Here is a 15,748-nt window from a genome sequence, read left to right on the forward strand (position 1 = left end):
CGCGCAGCCGTCGCCAATACGGTGGCGCGGCGGGACCGGACCTCCCTCAGAAGTTCCTTCATCCTTCCTTCAGCATGAAGTTCGCAGGCCCAGCCGGCGGCGGATGCCGTTGATGAGACCTGGCCCGAAGTCGCGTCGCACTGCCCCGTCGCTGCGCGGCGCGTGGGAGAGCACAGCCGGCCCCACATGCAGTTCAAGCACACCGGCCGTTTGCAGCGAATGCAGGAATAAAACGCACTGGGAGAACGGAAGCTGGCTGATGTCGGCCAGTTCGCCCGCGTTCAATGCACGCCGTGCCAGCAGGCTCGCCATGCGGATGTTGTCGAGGTCGTTGCGCAACAGCAGGGCTGGCGGCCAGCGGCGGAGCATGAAGCGCACCGAATCGGAAACCTCGATCTCCATGGCGGCTGCGTCGTCCAGCGTCGACCGCGCGGGCATGGCCTCGCGCAGCGCGTGCTCGGTGGTCTTGAGCCATTGCTGCAGCCTGTCGGCACGTATCGGCCGCTCCAGCGTGTCCGGCTTTCCGCCCGAATGCATGCGCGTGAGCCTGAGCACGGCAGCGGCCATGCCGGCCACCTGCGGGCAGCCCTCTTCCACGGCGGCACCATCGACCAGCAGCGCGTCGTACGGCGGCGCATTGACCAGCTGCCACGGGAACGCGGCGTCGCTCGCATACAGCCGCACGATCGTCTGGATCACGACGACTTCGGCAAGCGGCAGCTTGTAGACGCCGAGCCTCAGCAATGGGCGTGTCCTGCTTGCGGCGCTCATGTCAGTTCACCGCCGGCACTTCGCGCCAATTCGATCAATTTGCATCCGCTATCTCCTTGCCAAATAAAGTTCGATCCATCTTGAAAACGATGAAAATGGATGAATTGGCCCGTACTGAAAGATGCGTTCAATTCGAAGCAGTCCGCAAGGACATTCCGCATGAAACGAATCAGCGCACGCGACAATTTTTTACTACTTTATGACTCGTTACTGGCGCCGCAAGTGGGAGTCAGCCACTCAGTTTTGAGGCAATGGGCATGACACATTGCATGTCATGCACCAAGAAAAATTTCAATTCCCCAGTATGGGTCGCGCCAATTGAGGCCACCCACCCTCGTTCACACAGGCTCCGCGCTGGACAGCGGCATCCATTCCTGCAGGCAGAGTTTTTCCACCGCCATGTCGACGAATGCCGAAACCGCCAGGGGGCGCTGTTGGCGGCTGGGATACACCACGCTCATCCCGCGTCCCGCTCGCATGTACAGCGGCAGCACGGGCACCAGCTGGCCCGTGGCCACTTCCGATGCCGTCAGGACCGCCGGCAACGCGACGATGCCGAGCCCGGCGCAGGCGGCCCTGCGCAGCGCCACCTGCACGTTGCTGGTGAAGCGCCCTCTCACTCGCACTTCTTCCTCTGTGCCGTCAGGCCCCTGCAGGCGCCAGGTGGCGTGGCTGCCGGTTTCCGGTGGCTGCGTCAGGCATTCGTGCTCGCTCAGCTCTTGCAGCGTGGCGGGTACACCGTGCGCCGCCAGGTAGGCGGGGCTGGCCAGGAGGCCAGCGTGGCTCGCGAAAATCCTTCGGGAAACGTAGCTCGAATCGGCCAGCGGGCCGATGCGAAATGCCACGTCGATGCGATCGGCAATGAGATCCGCTGGGACATCGCTGAGAACGAAGTCGAGTTGGACCAACGGATGCGCATCGAGAAACGCCGTCACCCATTCCATCTCGAAGTATTCGAAGAAGCTGGCCGATGCAGCCACCCGTACCGGGCCGCACGGCTCCTGGCTGCCGGAGACGTGCGATTGCCCTGCTTCGATCAGCTCCTCGACCGCGGGGCCGCATCGTTCACGAAAGGTTTCTCCCGCGCTGGTCAGCGTGAGTTTGCGGGTCGAGCGCTGCATCAGCCGGGTGCCCAGGCGCGCCTCGAGCTGCTGGATGCGGCGGCTCACCGTTGCCGAGGGCATGCGCAGCTGCCGCGCCGCCTCGGCAAAACTGCCGAAGCGCGCGACTTGGACGAACATTGCGACTTCATTCAGGTCGAGCACGAGATTCTTTCTGTCAATAGGTGACTGCAATTTCGCTTGTGGCGCTTCGATTTATCAATTCTATTTTTGCTATCGATCAATCTCTGCTTTGCAATCGATTAAAGTCTATGAGGTGCGGATACAATTACAAGAAACTGAACGGCAACTGACCAATTATCGTCGACGGGTGCCTTCGCAAAATAAATTTCAAATAGGTCATCGCCGGAGGGCTATTTCGCGCGGCTGCCATTTATATGGAAATAGCAGATAGTTGATCTAATCCACTATCTCCGCCAAGACGTTTTTTCCGCAATTGGCCCTTTGCCGATTCATATATGAATCTTTGCTGCTTCCAGCCCGCACCACTAGAACAAGCTGCCCTGCCCCACGGCGCCCGGCGGCCGGAACGCGGTGATGTCCAGCGGAATGCGCTCGCGGTTGAAGCCGAGGCGGTTCGCAGCCTTCTCGAAACGCTGATGGATCAGGTCGGCCCACAGGCCTGAGCCTTTCATGCGCGTGGCGAAGTCGGCGTCGTAGTCCTTGCCGCCGCGCATCTCGTGGATGCGCGCCATGATGCGGTCGGCGCGCTGCGGATAGTGCAGCGCAAGCCATTCCTTGAAGAGCGGCGCGACCTCCCAAGGCAGCCGCACCACCGTGTAGAAGGCGCTGCGCGCACCGGCTTCCCACGCGGCCTCGAGCACCAGTTCCATGTCTTCGGTCACGAAGGGAATCTGCGGCGCTACGCTCACACCCACCGGCACGCCGGCCGCGGCCAGCGTGCGGATGGCTCGCAGCCGTCGATGCGGCGCTGCGGCGCGCGGCTCCAGCTTGCGGGCGAGTTCGCCGTCGAGCGTGGTCACGGTGACGTACACGGCCGCAAGGCGGTCGGCCGCCATGGGCGCGATCAGGTCGAGGTCACGCTCGATGGCGCTCGACTTGGTGACCAGCGCGAACGGATGCCTCGTTTCCTTCAGCAGTTCGATGATCGAGCGCGTGAGCCGCAATTCGCGCTCGATGGGCTGGTAGCAGTCCGTGGCGGTTCCGATGGCGATGTAGCTGGGCCGATAGCTCCTGCGCCCAAGTTCGGCGCGCAGCACCTCGACGATGTTGCGCTTGGCGATGAGCTTGGTCTCGAAGTCGAGGCCCGGAGAGAGATTCAGGTAACTGTGCGTGGGCCGGGCAAAGCAATAAATGCAGCCATGCTCGCAGCCGCGGTACGGATTGATCGAACGGTCGAAGGGGACGTCGGGCGAGTCGTTCTCGTTGAGCACCGACTTCACGTCCTCGAAGCGGATCTCGGTGGCGATGGGCTGCAGCTCGTCGGCCTCGGCCACGCCTTCCTCGAGCGTGCCCCAGCCGTCGTCGAAGGCGCTGCGCTCGTCCTTCGAGAAACGGTGCGCGAGTTGCGTGGCCGCACCGCGGCCCTTGATGGCGTGAACGGGGATCCGTGCAGTTGGCATGGCAGCTCCTTGGGCTGAAATACTGTGTATTCATACAGTATTTCACCGATTCACATTCGTCGCCAATTTTTCTATTTCTCTGTTGACAGAAATTTCGTAAATCCTAAACTCGACGCCATGGAACTCACCGACATTCAACGCAAGTTCGTGCTGCACTGGGGTGAAATGGGCTCGATGTGGGGCGTCAACCGCACCGTCTCGCAGATCCACGCGCTGCTCTTCGCGCACGGCAAGCCGATGAACGCGGAGGAACTGAGCGAAACGCTCGGCGTGGCCCGCTCCAACATCAGCAACAGCCTCAAGGAACTGCAGGCCTGGAACCTCGTGCGCGTGACCCACACGCTGGGCGACCGCCGCGATTATTTCGAGACCAGCGTCGACGTGTGGGAGCTGTTCCGCACCGTCGTGCGCGAGCGCAAGGAACGCGAATTCGACCCGACCGTGCGCGTGCTGCGCGAGCTGGTTTCCAGCCCCGACTTCCAGAAGGAGCCCGCCGATGCGCAGGACCGCATCCGCTCCACCATGGAACTCATGGACAAGCTCGCCACCTGGGCCGACGAAATGCTGCGGCTGTCGCCCGGCACGCTCGACAAGGTGATGACGCTGGGCGCCAGCGTGCAGAAGTTCGTTCGCGGCGAATCGGCGTCGCCCGGCAAGGGCGATGACCCCGACGCGCACCACGCCAGCCTGCCGATGATCTGAGGTCTCTTTTTTTGCCCATTTATTTCTGTTTTGACAGAAATATCGATAACAAAGAACGCCATGAGCCGCCCCGCCCTTCCCGCCTACCCGCTCACGATCTACTTCGACGCCAGCTGCGCGATCTGCTCTGCCGAAATGGGCAGCCTCAAGGCGCGCGACGCGGAAGCCCGGCTGCAACTGGTCGACTGCTCGCCAGTGGCGTTCAGCAGCGGTCCGGCCCCGCGCAGCGCGCTGATGGCGGCCATCCACGTATCGGACGCCGAAGGCCGGGTCTTCGTCGGCGTGCCGGCGATCCGCATCTGCCGCACGGCGGTCGGCCTGTCCAGCGGCAGCTTCCTGCTCGACCTGCCTCTGGTCGCACCGCTGGCCGACCGCGCCTATGCGCTGCTGGCGCGCAACCGCTACCGCATTCCGCGCTGGCTGGCCGCAAGGCTGGCGGGGCGCGTCGCGCCCTCCTGCGACGACGGCAACTGCCGCCTCTGAGAACCAACGAACAACCATCTGAGGGAATCGCCATGTCCACTGTTTTCCGGCCCGACTTCCGCACGCCCCACGACACGCCCCTGCGTATCCCGGCGAGCCACGCAAGCGCGCCCATCACGGCCGAGGACACGCAGGACTACTTCACCGAAGTCGCAGTCGACTACAGCGCGTGGAGTCCCAGCTACAACATGCACTTCGGCTTCTGGCGCGCAGGCCTGAACCCACTGCGGCGCGAAGGCATGCTGGTGGAAATGAATCGCGTGGTCGGCCGCGCGCTGCAGCTCGGCCAGGCACGGCCCGGCAGCGCGGCGCAACACCGCTGCGTGATCGACCTGGGCTGCGGCGCCGGCGCCACCGCGCGCACGCTGGTTGGCGACCACGAATCGCTCTACGCCATCACCGTGACCAACGTCGCCGTGCAGAACCGCATCGCCGCGAAGCTCGACGCCGCCGCGGGCGTGACCGACCGCATGGCGCACATCGAGGCCGACTACACCCGCACCGGCCTGCCCGCAGCACAGGCCGATGGCGCGTGGGCCGTGGAAAGCGCCTGCTATGCCGGCGGCACCAGCAAGGCCGACTTCATCCGCGAAGCCGCGCGGCTGCTGAGGCCAGGCGCGCGCCTCGCGGTGGTCGACGGTTTCCTGCTTCGCCGCAGCCCCGGTCGCCTCGCGGGCTGGCTGCACCGCCTGTGGGCCGACAGCTGGGCCGTGCCCACACTGGCCGTGCGCGAAGACTTCATCGCTGCACTGCATGAGCACGGCTTCGACGACGTGGAAGTGAAGTCGCTGCGCTGGCGCGTCGCGCCCAGCGCGCTGCACATCCCGGTACTGGCCACCCGCTTCACGCTGGCCGAACTCTGGAAGGCGCGCGGCAGGCTCAGCCCATGGCGGCGCAAGCACATCGTGGCCAGCTACTGCGCGTTGGCGCTGGGCATGTTCTGGCGCGACTTCGACTACTGCATGGTCACCGCCAGGCGCCGCGCCGACTGAGCGCAACACGAATACAAACAGACAGGAGAAGAGGCTTTTCATGCAAAACGATCCCGAAGAAAGCAGGTTCGCCGGGCTGCCCCCCGTCGAGCCGCAGCCCGCGATGAGCGAAGAAGCACAGCCCAAGCCCGTTCGCGGCATGCCCTTCGGCTGGTTCTGGCCGATGACCATCGGCGCCGCGGTCGCGCTCGTGCTGCGCCTCTTTTTCAGCAGCGCCCCCGGCAAGCCCTACTCGGCCATGCTGGCTTCCTTCGTCTACTTCGTGCCCGCGGTATGCGGCGCGGTCACGGTGTACATGGCCGAGCGCATCGAGCGCCGCAGCTGGGGGTACTACATCTGGGCGCCGTGGGTGGCGACCTCGCTCTTCGTCGGCGGAACGCTGCTGGTGTTCATCGAAGGCCTGATCTGCGCCATCGTCATCGTGCCGCTGTTCGCCACCATGGGCAGCGTGGGCGGGCTCGCGATGGGCATCGTGTGCCGCGTCACCAACTGGCCCAAGCAGGCCATCTACAGCTTCGCGATGCTGCCGCTGGTGCTCGGCGCCATCGAGCCCCAACTGTCCAACCCCGACCGCTTCTCCAACACCTCGCGCGCGCTCTTCATCGCAGCGCCGCCCGAGCGGGTGTGGCACGAGCTCAATGCCGCGAGCGACATCCGCCCCGCCGAGGTCGGCGACGCATGGGCCTACCGCATCGGCGTGCCGATGCCGGTGTCGGGCGTGACGGTCGACGCGCCCGAGGGCCGCGTGCGCCAGGTGCAGTGGCAGAAGAACGTGCATTTCGAAGAGGTCATCACCGAGTGGGAGCCCAACCGCCTGCTGAAGTGGCGCTTCCGCTTCTCGCCCGATTCCTTCCCGGCCGGCGCGCTCGACGACCACGTGATGATCGGCGGCCAATACTTCGACCTGCGCGACGCCACCTACACGCTGACACCACGCGACGGCGGCACCGAGCTTCGCGTGGCGGTGTCGTGGCGGCTGAGCACCAGCTTCAACTGGTATGCCGACCGTGTCATGCATCTGCTGCTGGACGACGCCTCGGAGAACATCCTGCGCTTCTACAAGGCGCGCAGCGAAGCCACGGCAATGCCGCCCACCGCCGGATGACGACGGTGCAGCCCGTCTTCCAGCAAGCGCTGGGCCCCGCCTGGGACTGACATGGGCTATGTCTGGCGCATCGCGGGGTTGCGCATTCCGCTGCCGCTCTGCCTCTTTCTCGGCACCGCCTACGTCGAAGAACGGCCCGACCCGGCCGATGCCGACCGCTTCACGATCAAGATGCTGCTGCGCCACCGCTGGCTCGGCGACGTGTTCCGATACAGCGGGCGCTTTCACCTCGGCCCGCGAACGGGATCACAATGAGCGCACCATGCCGCGCCGCCCAGAGAACCTCTACGCCCAGTATCACGCCCACGTCTATTTCGGGCCCGACACGCTCGCGCAGGCCAAGGCCCTTTGCGAGCGCGCGGGCCGCGAGCTGATGGTGGTGGTCGGCCGCGTGCACGAGCGGCTGGTGGGGCCGCATCCGCACTGGAGCTGCCAGATCGCCTTCGACGCCGCCGAGTTCGACCAGGTCATCGGCTGGCTCGAAGCCAACCGCGACGGGCTCGACGTGTTCGTGCACGGCGTGACGGGCGACGACCTTGCCGACCACACGGCGCATGCCATGTGGCTCGGCGAAGAAAGCGCACTCGACCTGCGGATGTTCCGGCACTGACTAGGCCTTCTCTTCCGAGCCGGCACCGTGCACCTTGAAGAAGGTCGCGCCCTCGACCTTCTGGCCGATGGCCTGTTCGTAGGCTGCGCGCACGTCGTCGGGCTGGCCGGCCTGCCCGAAGAAGTCCTTCAGGTACGGGCCCAGCAGCGGATGCGCGGCCAGTTCGGCACGCGGCAGGCCGCTCAGCATCTCGTCGCGGCAGGCCGAGGGCAGGAACACATCGCGGTTCTTCTCCGCGTCGCGGATCAGCCCTTTGGGCTCGTGCGCCGGATCGGCCTGCATCGCCTCGATCTCCTCGAAGAAGCGGCGGCGCATCATCACGATGCCCTTGTCGCTCTGGCCCAGCTTCTCGCGCGTGCGGTCGGTGACGGTGCCCTGCCCCACCCACACCACGAAGTCCTGGTTGGCGACGTGGCTGGTGATCCAGCGGCCGGTGGCCGGGTCCTTGATGGGCCCGTACCACGAGGGGATGCGCTCCTGCACATAGGGCTCCTGCTCGGTCGGCACGCGGCTCAGCACCCACAGCACGCTGAGCGTATGGTGGTCGTCGATGGGCACACGCCATTCGAAGTGATGGCCCAGGAAGAAGCCGTTGGGCCACAGCGTGACGCGGCCGGTGGTCCACATCACGTTGTCTTCGCGCTCGCCGCCGCGCAGGCGCTTGTAGACGAACCCGTGCTCGAACTCCTCGAAGGCCAGCTTCAGATGCGTGGGCACGTACGGCCCTTCCTCGCCCTGCAGGCGCGTGGTCCAGTTGTTGTGGGTCCACTCGAAGTGCACGGGGTCGATGGAGTTTTCCTGGCACTGGAACCAGTTGCACGGAATCTCCGCGAACACCGCCTGCGCGAAGCCGTTCTTGTAGTTGAACAGCTCCCAGTCAGGCAGCAGCGGCGCGGGCAGCGGGCCCATGTAGGCCCAGAGCAGGCCGGCCTTCTCCTGCACCGGGTAGGCCTTGATCTTTGTGTTCCTGCGCATGCGCGCACCGGGGTCCAGCGTTTCCTCGAAGGGCTGGTGAATGCACTGGCCGCCCTGGTCGTATTGCCAGCCGTGGTAGCTGCAGCGCAGGCCGCATTTCTCGACGTAGCCGTAGGACATGTCGGCATTGCGGTGCGGGCAGCGGCGGTTGACCAGTCCGTAGTTGCCGCTCAGGTCCTTGTAGAGCACGAGGTCTTCGCCGAGGATGCGCAGCGGCTTCACGGCCTTGCCGTCGAACTCGCTGGCGCCGGCGATCGGGTGCCAGTAGCGGCGCAGGTAGTCGCCCATCGGCTTGCCGGGGCCCACTTCGGTCAGCAGGCGGTTTTTTTCTTCGCTCAACATGCTTGTCGTCTCCCCGTCCTTCAATCGGCGCGGATGCCGAACTCGCGCACCAGCTTTCCGAAGCGCTGGTCGTCATCCAGGATCTGGCGCGCCAGCACGGCGGGCGCGCCACCGACGGGCTCGATGCCGAGCGCGGCCATCTTGGCCTGCACGTCGGGCATCTTCAGGATTTCGTTGAAGTGCTGGTTGAGCGCCTGCACGACATCGGCGGGCATGGCCTTCGGGCCGAGCAGGCCCATCCATGCGCTCACGTCCACGTCCCGGTAGCCCAGTTCGATGAAGGTGGGCACGTTGGGCATCAGCTTCGTGCGCTGGCGCTCGGCGACCGCGAGCGGGATCAGCTTGCCGGCGGCGATGTGGCCCGACACGGCACCGGGCGTGATCCAGCCCACGCTGACGTGGCCGCCGAGCGTGTCGTTGACCACGGGGGCTACGCCGCGGTACGGCGCATGCGTCGCGGCAATGCCCGCGTCCTTGTTGAGCAGCTCGCCCGCGATGTGCATCGGCGAGCCCGCGCCCGGCGTGCCGTAGGTGAAGGCCTTGCCGGCCTTCGCGCCGGCCACGAGCTGCGCCACGCTCTGGATGCCGGTCGCAGGCGCGGTGACCAGCAGCAACGGGATGTTGCCGGTCTTCACGATGGGCGTGAAGTCCTTCACCACGTCATGCGCCACGCCGGGACCGGTCTTCAGCACATGCTGCGCGATCGGAAAGGTACTGGGCGTGAACAGCAGCGTGTAGCCGTCGGCCTGCGCCTTGGCGACCCACACGTTGCCGATCATGCCGCTCGCGCCGGGCCGGTTGTCGACAAGCACCGGCTGGCCGACGCGCTGCGACAGCTTCTCGGCATAGGTCCGCGCGATGGCGTCGGTGTCGCCGCCCGCCGGATAGGCCACGACGATGGTGATGGGCTTCGTGGGCCATGCCTGCGCCATGGCCGCAGTGGCGGCACATAGCGAAAGAACGGCTGCAGCAGCGGCGCGGGCCGCGTTTCGGTGGTGAAACAACATGCTCTTTTCCTTCTCGGTGGGACGACGTTGGGGTCGAACGCACTGTAGGAACGACGCTGCATGGCCAGAAGATATAGTTTCACTCAGTGAACCTTTTTCTGGAGGCCGGCATGTCCGACACCATGGGCACGCAGAGCGTGAAGTCGATCGACGCGCTGCGCCGCGGGCTCGACGTGATGCTGGCCATCCAGCGCTCCTCGGCCGTGACGCTGCAGGAGCTGCACCGGCAGACCGGCGTGTCGAAAGCCACGCTGCTGCGCATCCTCAAGACGCTGCAGCAGGGGGGCTGGGTCGAGCGCAGCGAGCACGACAAACGCTATGTGCCCGCGTCGGCGACCGGCCAGTCGGGGCCCGTGGCGGCGTGGCGCACGCGGCTTTCGGCGCTTGCCGCTCCCGCGCGCGCCACGCTGCAGCGGCTGGTGCCATGGCCCATCGACCTGGGCGTGCGCGACGGCACGGCCATGCTCATCCTCGACACCGACCGGCCGCGCAACGGCCTGGCGGTCAACTACCGCGCGCTGGGTTTCCGCCCGCCGATGCTGCTGTCGTCGCTGGGCCGCTGCTACCTGTCGTTCTGTCCCGAGGACGAACGGCGCGAGATCCTCGCCGCGCTGGCACGCTCGCCGAACGACTTCGACCGCGCCGCACGGCGCCCCGAGAACGTCCGCCGCATGGTGGCGCACGCGCGCGACCTGGGCTATGTGGCGCGCGACCCCACCTCGACCAGCCTGGATTCGCCCGATCGCTTCGGCGCGGTGTCGGTGCCGCTGCGCCACGAAGACAGGGTGGTTGGCTGTCTCAGCTGCGCGTGGCTGCCGGCGGTGAAAAGCGAGCGCGAGATCGTGTCCGCGCACCTCGCCGACATGCAGCAGGCCGCGCAGAACATCGAGCGCAAGCTGGCGCAGGGCGGCTTCGAGCCGCCGCCCGCCAATGAATGAAGTGCGAGGCAGGGCCGGAGTTCAGAACTCCGCATCCAGCTCGTCGATCTCGTCGGGTTCCTGCTTCGCCGCAGCCACCCATTCCTTCATGGCCGGCAGTTCCATCACCCGCTTGCAGTAGGCCGCGCACACGCTGTCCAGCGCCACGTCGTAGCTCAGGAAACGCGTGACCACCGGCGCATACATCGCGTCGGCCATGCCCGGCTGGCTGCCGAAGAGGAACGGGCCGCCGTAGGCCTTGAGGCACTCGCGCCAAATGGCAACGATGCGGTCAATGTCGGCCTGCGCGCGCGACCACACCTTGAAGTTCTTGAAATGGGCCTTGATGTTCATCGGCAGCGCGCCGCGCATCGAGGCGAAGCCCGAATGCATCTCGCCGCAGATGGCGCGGCAGTGGGCGCGGGCCGCCACGTCGGCGGGCAACAGGCCGGCCTTGGGCTTGATCTCGTTGAGGTACTCGCCGATGGCCAGCGTGTCCCACACCTTCACGCCGCCGTGCTGCAGCGAGGGGACCAGCATCGAGGACGACAGCAGCAGCATCTCGGCTTTCATGGCCGGGTCGTCGGGCGGGATGACCTTCTCGCTGAAATCCAGCCCGGCCAGCCTGCACATCAGCCAGCCGCGCAGCGCCCACGCGCCGTAGTTCTTGCTGCTGATGGTGAGAACGGGTTTGGCCATCGTCTAGCTCCTTGGGCTTTGCGCAGTTGCGTGCAAGCGCCATGCCATCTGGCTGGCCCGCAACTTGCCTGCTCGAGACCCATGCTGTACCGGGCCTACCAGAACCAAGCCGACCTGCTCTCTCCGGCGCGGCTCGCGGCGCAATACCTGGGCCAAGCCCTTTGGAAGGAAGGCACCGAACGCACCATATTGCGGCGCATGGCGGCCCAATTCGAGGTGTTCTCGCGCATGCGGCTGACCCACACCCGGCCCGACTACGGCATCCACAGCGTGGTTTCCGACGGCGCCGAGGTGGCCGTGCACGAGGAGAAAACCCTCGTCTCGCCCTTCGGCACCCTGCTGCACTTCCGCAAGAACACCGATGCGGTGCATCCGCCAGTGCTGCTGGCCGCGCCACTGTCGGGCCATTTCGCCACGCTGCTGCGCGAAACGGTGCGCACCCTGCTGCGCGACCACGACGTGTACCTGACCGACTGGCACAACGCGCGCGACGTGCCGCTGTGGCATGGCGGCTTCGGGCTGGACGACTACACGCTGCAGCTCATCGGCTTCCTGGAGGCCGTGGGCCCGGGCGTGCACATGGTGGCGGTGTGCCAGCCCTGCGTGGCCGCACTGGCCGCGACCGCGCTGATGGCCGAGGACGACAACCCCGCCACGCCGCGCAGCCTGACGCTGATGGCCGGCCCGGTCGATTGCCGCATCAACCCCACGGCGGTGAACAAGCTCGCGACCGACCGGCCCATCGACTGGTTCAGGCGCAACCTCATCAGCCATGTGCCGTGGCCGCACGCCGGCATGATGCGGCGCGTGTACCCGGGCTTCCTGCAGCTGTCGGCCTTCATGAGCATGAACCCCGAGCGGCACAAGAAGCAGTTCCAGGACATGTACAGCCACCTGGTCGAAGGCAACGTCGAGAAGGCCCGCACCATCGGCGCCTTCTACGACGAATACCTGGCGGTGAACGACCTGCCCGCCGAGTTCTACCTGGAGACAGTGGAGCGCGTGTTCCAGACCTACGACCTGCCGCTGGGCAAGCTCACCGTCGGCGAGCGCACCGTGAACCCGGCCGCCATCCGCCGCACCGCGCTGCTCACGGTGGAAGGCGAGCGTGACGACATCTGCTCCGTGGGGCAGACGGTGGCGGCGCAAGACCTCTGCACGGGCATCCGGCCCTACCTCAAGGCACACCACCTGCAGGCCGGCGTCGGGCACTACGGCGTGTTCAGCGGCAGCAAGTGGAACGCGCAGATCTATCCGCGCGTGCGCGAGACGATCCACGCCGCGGCCGAGCTGGGCTGAATTGACTACGGTTGGCGCCGCGCCCGCGCGCCCTTGCCGCTCACGCGCCGCACCGTCGCCTCGCCGGCCTGCGGCAGGCGCTCGCGCAGGAAGGCAATGAGTTCCTGCGCCACCACGTTGCGCATCGGCCCCGGCAGGTAGGCCAGCACCACGCGGCGCTCGATGCGCGGCTTCAGCAGCGGCACCACGGCCAGTTCGGGGTCGCGCAGCGACGAGGTGTACAGACGCGGCATCAGCCCCAGCGCCTGTCCGCTGCGCACCAGCGCATAGAGCGTCTCGGAATAGCTCACCCGGTACGGCTGCGCACCCTGCGCGAACTGCGCGCGCGCCGGGTTGCCCAGCGCCGGCATGCTGCCGCTCTCGAACAGCACCAGCCGCTCGCTGCCGATGGCCTCCCAGTTCGCGCCGCCGGCCGCGGCCAGTGCGTGGTCGCGCCGCACCACCAGCACCAGCGGGTCACGGAACAGGTCGATGCAGGTCAAGCCGCCCGGCGGCTCGGTGATCGCGGCCACCGCCATGTCGATCTGGCCGCTGCGCAGTTCGGCCAGCAGCGTGTTCGACGGCGCGTCGCGCCAGGCCAGTTCCACCTCGCGCTCGCCGCCACTCTTGAGGAATTCGCTGGCCGCCGCCGCCACGCGCGCGCTGGCCGAGGGAATCACGCCGATGCGCACGAAGGCGCGGCCGCGCTGCACTGTGCTCTCGATGTCGCGCAGCGCCACCTCGAAGGTGTTGACGAGAAAGTCGGTGCGCGCCAGCACTTCGGCGCCCACGGGCGTGAGTTCGAGCCGGTGGGTGGAACGCGACAGCAGTTCGGCGCCGAGCAGCTTTTCCATCTGCTTGATGGCATTGCTCAAAGCCGGCTGCGTGATGGCCAGCCTGCGGGCCGCGCGGCCGAACTGGCCTTCTTCCACCAGCACCGAGAAGAACTGCAGCTGGCGCAGCGTGAGCGCACGCAGGGGCAAGGCGGCCATGGGCACTTCCGGTTATTGATTCAGCGAATCAAATTATAGAAATTCAAAATTTTCCTTATGAGGCCTCCGTTACTAGACTGGCCCGCATGACCAGCCCCACCCCTGCCCTGCTCACGCTGGAATCGATGCTCCGCGCCATCCCCAAGGCCGAGCTGCATTGCCACCTGTTCGGCACGGTGCGCCACGAAACCTTCAAGCAGCTCAACCAGCGCGCGGGCTCGCCGCTGGCGGCCGACGAGATCGAGGGCTTCTACACGCGCGGCGAAAAACCGGTCGGCGTGCTGCGCGTGCTGCGCGCGCTCGACGCCCAGCTGGTGCGCAGCGCCGGCGACCTCTACCAACTCACGCTCGAATACCTGCAGGACGCGGCCGCCCACAACGTGCGCTACGCCGAGTTCTTCTGGAACCCGACCGGCACGGTGCACGGCTCGGGCATTGCCTATCCGCACGCACAAGGCGCCATCGTTCGCGCCATCCACGATGCGCAGCAGGAGTTCGGCATCGTCGGCCGTCTCATCGCAGCCATCGACCGCGAAGCCAGCCCCGAGGCCGCCGTGGAGATGGTCGAATGGGTCAAGGCGCACCGCTGCGAGGAGGTGATCGGCATCGGCATCGACTACCGCGAGGTCGACCGCCCGCCGGAGCTCTTCACGCAGGCCTATGCCAATGCGAAGAAGGCCGGCCTCAAGACCACCGCGCACGCGGGCGAGTTCGGCATGCCCTGGACCAACGTGCGCACCGCGCTCGACGTGCTGCAGGTCGACCGTATCGACCACGGCTACACGGTGGTCGACCAGCCCGATTTCGCGCGCCGGTGCGCCGAGCGCGGCGTGATCTTCACCGTGGTGCCCACCAACTCGTACTATCTGCGCACGCTGGCGCCCGAGCGCTGGGCGCTGGACCATCCGATCCGCCGCATGCCCGGCCTGGGCCTGCGCATCCACCCCAACACCGACGACCCGACGCTGCACAAGGTCACGCCCACGCAGGCCTGGCTGATGATGGTGCGCGACTTCGGCTTCGGCCTGGACGATCTGCGCTGCTTCATGCACAACGGCCTCGACGGCGCGTGGATCGACGGCACGCAGCGCCGCGCATGGCGCACGCAGTGGAGCGATGAATTCGATTCGCTGCGCGCCCGCCTCGACACAGAACCCACTCCCTCCTCCCACGGATGACCCACGCCATGAACACGCCCCGTCGCCTGCTACTCGCCGCCGCGCTCTGCGCCGCCCTGCCCACCGTGGCCCTCGCGCAGGCGTGGCCCTCGGCCAAGCCCATCACGCTGATCGTGCCCTTCACGGCCGGTGGCAGCGTGGACGTGAACGCGCGCCTCGTGGCCCAGCGCCTCGGCGAGCGGCTCAAGCAGTCGGTGGTGGTGGAGAACGTGGCCGGCGCGGGTGGCGCCATCGGCGTGGCCAAGGCCGTGAACGCGGCGCCCGACGGCTACACGCTGGTGGCAGGGCCCGACAGCGCCATCGCCATCGGCAAGCTGGTGAACCCCTCGGCCTTCCGCTTCGATCCGCTGAAAGACCTGGCGCCGGTGGGCCTGCTCAACACCGCGCCGATGGTGCTGGTGGCGCGGCCCGGCCTGGAGGCCCAGACTTTCTCCGACTTCGTGAAGCTCGCGAAGGCCAAGCCCGGCAAGTACAACTACGCGACCTCGGGCGTGGGCACGGTGCTGCAGCTCGCCATGGAGCTGCTGAAGGAACGCAGCGGCATCTTCGTCACGCACGTGCCCTACCGCGGCGGCGCACAGATCGCCACCGACGTGATCGGCGATCAGGTCGACCTGGCGATGCTGGTCAGCACCAGCGCCATCCCGCACGTGAACGGCAAGCGCCTGAAGGCGCTCGGCATCACCGGCAGCAAGCGGCTGGCCGCGCTGCCCAACGTGCCCACATTCGACGAGATGCCCGGCCTCAAGGGCTTCGACATGGTGAGCTGGACCGGCATCTTCGCGCCCGCGAAGACGCCGCCGGCGGTGGTCGCGCAGATCAACCGCGAGCTCAACGCGGTGCTGCAGGAAGAAGGCGTGCGCAGCAAGCTCTTGGAGCAAGGCGCGCTGCCGGGCAACAGCACGGCCGAGTCGTTCGGGAAGTTCGTGCAGGCCGAGTACGCCCGCAACCAGAAGATCGTGCAAACCGCCAACATCAAGGAGTGAGCGCACC

Annotated in this window: 17 protein-coding genes; 10 read left to right on the plus strand and 7 right to left on the minus strand. The window is 66.7% G+C overall.

Annotated features, from left to right (window positions below; translation table 11 throughout):
• Nucleotides 1-69 precede the first annotated feature (69 nt).
• From ACCD11_RS15050 to ACCD11_RS15060, 3 genes are all read right to left on the minus strand, one after another.
• Nucleotides 70-744 (minus strand): hypothetical protein, encoded by a 675-nt coding sequence (locus ACCD11_RS15050; protein ID WP_413314471.1) that lies wholly within the window; start codon nucleotides 742-744, stop codon nucleotides 70-72.
• A gap of 365 nt (nucleotides 745-1,109) precedes the next feature.
• The gene (locus ACCD11_RS15055) at nucleotides 1,110-2,036 is read right to left on the minus strand and encodes a LysR family transcriptional regulator (protein WP_413314472.1); all 927 of its coding nucleotides are present in this window, start codon (nucleotides 2,034-2,036) and stop codon (nucleotides 1,110-1,112) included.
• Nucleotides 2,037-2,380: 344 nt separating this feature from the next.
• The gene (locus ACCD11_RS15060) at nucleotides 2,381-3,475 is read right to left on the minus strand and encodes a PA0069 family radical SAM protein (protein ID WP_413314473.1); all 1,095 of its coding nucleotides are present in this window, start codon (nucleotides 3,473-3,475) and stop codon (nucleotides 2,381-2,383) included.
• 117 nt (nucleotides 3,476-3,592) lie between these two features.
• Between ACCD11_RS15060 and ACCD11_RS15065 the strand changes: the two genes are divergently transcribed.
• Genes ACCD11_RS15065 through ACCD11_RS15090 form a run of 6 tightly spaced genes read left to right on the plus strand, consistent with a single transcriptional unit; the run spans nucleotide 3,593 to nucleotide 7,367 of the window.
• Nucleotides 3,593-4,177, plus strand: coding sequence for a GbsR/MarR family transcriptional regulator (locus ACCD11_RS15065; RefSeq protein ID WP_007835089.1), 585 nt, complete (start codon nucleotides 3,593-3,595; stop codon nucleotides 4,175-4,177).
• Nucleotides 4,178-4,237: 60 nt separating this feature from the next.
• Nucleotides 4,238-4,660, plus strand: a complete 423-nt coding sequence (locus ACCD11_RS15070) for a thiol-disulfide oxidoreductase DCC family protein (protein WP_413314475.1) — start codon at nucleotides 4,238-4,240, stop codon at nucleotides 4,658-4,660.
• A gap of 32 nt (nucleotides 4,661-4,692) precedes the next feature.
• The gene (locus ACCD11_RS15075; protein WP_413314476.1) at nucleotides 4,693-5,652 is read left to right on the plus strand and encodes an SAM-dependent methyltransferase; all 960 of its coding nucleotides are present in this window, start codon (nucleotides 4,693-4,695) and stop codon (nucleotides 5,650-5,652) included.
• A gap of 40 nt (nucleotides 5,653-5,692) precedes the next feature.
• Nucleotides 5,693-6,757, plus strand: coding sequence for an SRPBCC family protein (locus tag ACCD11_RS15080; RefSeq protein ID WP_413314478.1), 1,065 nt, complete (start codon nucleotides 5,693-5,695; stop codon nucleotides 6,755-6,757).
• A gap of 51 nt (nucleotides 6,758-6,808) precedes the next feature.
• A complete protein-coding gene (locus ACCD11_RS15085; RefSeq protein WP_007835082.1) occupies nucleotides 6,809-7,012 on the plus strand; it encodes a DUF4166 domain-containing protein in 204 nt (67 codons plus the stop codon).
• A 7-nt stretch (nucleotides 7,013-7,019) separates the two neighbouring features.
• Nucleotides 7,020-7,367: a DOPA 4,5-dioxygenase family protein gene (locus tag ACCD11_RS15090; protein ID WP_007835080.1), complete on the plus strand. Its 348-nt coding sequence runs from the start codon at nucleotides 7,020-7,022 to the stop codon at nucleotides 7,365-7,367.
• On the opposite strand, the gene ACCD11_RS15095 is transcribed toward ACCD11_RS15090, so the two are convergent.
• Nucleotides 7,368-8,684: a Rieske 2Fe-2S domain-containing protein gene (locus tag ACCD11_RS15095; RefSeq protein ID WP_413314479.1), complete on the minus strand. Its 1,317-nt coding sequence runs from the start codon at nucleotides 8,682-8,684 to the stop codon at nucleotides 7,368-7,370. It abuts the gene before it with no gap.
• A gap of 20 nt (nucleotides 8,685-8,704) precedes the next feature.
• Nucleotides 8,705-9,691 (minus strand): tripartite tricarboxylate transporter substrate binding protein, encoded by a 987-nt coding sequence (locus ACCD11_RS15100; RefSeq protein WP_413314481.1) that lies wholly within the window; start codon nucleotides 9,689-9,691, stop codon nucleotides 8,705-8,707.
• A gap of 110 nt (nucleotides 9,692-9,801) precedes the next feature.
• On the opposite strand from ACCD11_RS15100, the gene ACCD11_RS15105 reads away from it, so the two are divergent.
• Nucleotides 9,802-10,629, plus strand: coding sequence for a helix-turn-helix domain-containing protein (locus tag ACCD11_RS15105; protein WP_413314482.1), 828 nt, complete (start codon nucleotides 9,802-9,804; stop codon nucleotides 10,627-10,629).
• 21 nt (nucleotides 10,630-10,650) lie between these two features.
• On the opposite strand, the gene ACCD11_RS15110 is transcribed toward ACCD11_RS15105, so the two are convergent.
• Nucleotides 10,651-11,307 carry a glutathione S-transferase gene (locus ACCD11_RS15110; RefSeq protein WP_413314483.1) on the minus strand — a complete coding sequence of 219 codons (657 nt, stop codon included), beginning with the start codon at nucleotides 11,305-11,307 and terminating at the stop codon, nucleotides 10,651-10,653.
• 81 nt (nucleotides 11,308-11,388) lie between these two features.
• Between ACCD11_RS15110 and ACCD11_RS15115 the strand changes: the two genes are divergently transcribed.
• Nucleotides 11,389-12,606, plus strand: a complete 1,218-nt coding sequence (locus ACCD11_RS15115) for a polyhydroxyalkanoate depolymerase (protein WP_413314484.1) — start codon at nucleotides 11,389-11,391, stop codon at nucleotides 12,604-12,606.
• A 5-nt stretch (nucleotides 12,607-12,611) separates the two neighbouring features.
• Here ACCD11_RS15115 and ACCD11_RS15120 read toward each other — a convergent pair whose 3' ends face one another.
• Nucleotides 12,612-13,577, minus strand: a complete 966-nt coding sequence (locus ACCD11_RS15120; protein WP_413314485.1) for a LysR family transcriptional regulator — start codon at nucleotides 13,575-13,577, stop codon at nucleotides 12,612-12,614.
• Nucleotides 13,578-13,663: 86 nt separating this feature from the next.
• On the opposite strand from ACCD11_RS15120, the gene ACCD11_RS15125 reads away from it, so the two are divergent.
• Nucleotides 13,664-14,755, plus strand: coding sequence for an adenosine deaminase family protein (locus ACCD11_RS15125; RefSeq protein WP_413314486.1), 1,092 nt, complete (start codon nucleotides 13,664-13,666; stop codon nucleotides 14,753-14,755).
• A gap of 8 nt (nucleotides 14,756-14,763) precedes the next feature.
• On the plus strand, nucleotides 14,764-15,741 hold the full coding sequence (locus ACCD11_RS15130) for a Bug family tripartite tricarboxylate transporter substrate binding protein (protein WP_007835057.1): 978 nt from the start codon (nucleotides 14,764-14,766) through the stop codon (nucleotides 15,739-15,741).
• The last annotated feature ends 7 nt before the right edge of the window (nucleotides 15,742-15,748 follow it).

Source organism: Variovorax sp. Varisp36 (assembly GCF_047304235.1).
GTDB lineage: Bacteria > Pseudomonadota > Gammaproteobacteria > Burkholderiales > Burkholderiaceae_C > Variovorax.

What these genes read in the sequence shown, in the direction of transcription:
- ACCD11_RS15090 (WP_007835080.1), top strand. Translation starts at nt 7,020, where the DNA reads ATGCCGCGCCGCCCAGAGAACCTCTACGCCCAGTATCACGCCCACGTC.
- ACCD11_RS15075 (WP_413314476.1), top strand. Translation starts at nt 4,693, where the DNA reads ATGTCCACTGTTTTCCGGCCCGACTTCCGCACGCCCCACGACACGCCC.
- ACCD11_RS15080 (WP_413314478.1), top strand. Translation starts at nt 5,693, where the DNA reads ATGCAAAACGATCCCGAAGAAAGCAGGTTCGCCGGGCTGCCCCCCGTC.
- ACCD11_RS15065 (WP_007835089.1), top strand. Translation starts at nt 3,593, where the DNA reads ATGGAACTCACCGACATTCAACGCAAGTTCGTGCTGCACTGGGGTGAA.
- ACCD11_RS15130 (WP_007835057.1), top strand. Translation starts at nt 14,764, where the DNA reads ATGAACACGCCCCGTCGCCTGCTACTCGCCGCCGCGCTCTGCGCCGCC.
- ACCD11_RS15115 (WP_413314484.1), top strand. Translation starts at nt 11,389, where the DNA reads ATGCTGTACCGGGCCTACCAGAACCAAGCCGACCTGCTCTCTCCGGCG.
- ACCD11_RS15120 (WP_413314485.1), bottom strand. Translation starts at nt 13,577, where the DNA reads ATGGCCGCCTTGCCCCTGCGTGCGCTCACGCTGCGCCAGCTGCAGTTC.
- ACCD11_RS15105 (WP_413314482.1), top strand. Translation starts at nt 9,802, where the DNA reads ATGTCCGACACCATGGGCACGCAGAGCGTGAAGTCGATCGACGCGCTG.
- ACCD11_RS15100 (WP_413314481.1), bottom strand. Translation starts at nt 9,691, where the DNA reads ATGTTGTTTCACCACCGAAACGCGGCCCGCGCCGCTGCTGCAGCCGTT.
- ACCD11_RS15070 (WP_413314475.1), top strand. Translation starts at nt 4,238, where the DNA reads ATGAGCCGCCCCGCCCTTCCCGCCTACCCGCTCACGATCTACTTCGAC.
- ACCD11_RS15095 (WP_413314479.1), bottom strand. Translation starts at nt 8,684, where the DNA reads ATGTTGAGCGAAGAAAAAAACCGCCTGCTGACCGAAGTGGGCCCCGGC.
- ACCD11_RS15110 (WP_413314483.1), bottom strand. Translation starts at nt 11,307, where the DNA reads ATGGCCAAACCCGTTCTCACCATCAGCAGCAAGAACTACGGCGCGTGG.
- ACCD11_RS15125 (WP_413314486.1), top strand. Translation starts at nt 13,664, where the DNA reads ATGACCAGCCCCACCCCTGCCCTGCTCACGCTGGAATCGATGCTCCGC.
- ACCD11_RS15085 (WP_007835082.1), top strand. Translation starts at nt 6,809, where the DNA reads ATGGGCTATGTCTGGCGCATCGCGGGGTTGCGCATTCCGCTGCCGCTC.
- ACCD11_RS15060 (WP_413314473.1), bottom strand. Translation starts at nt 3,475, where the DNA reads ATGCCAACTGCACGGATCCCCGTTCACGCCATCAAGGGCCGCGGTGCG.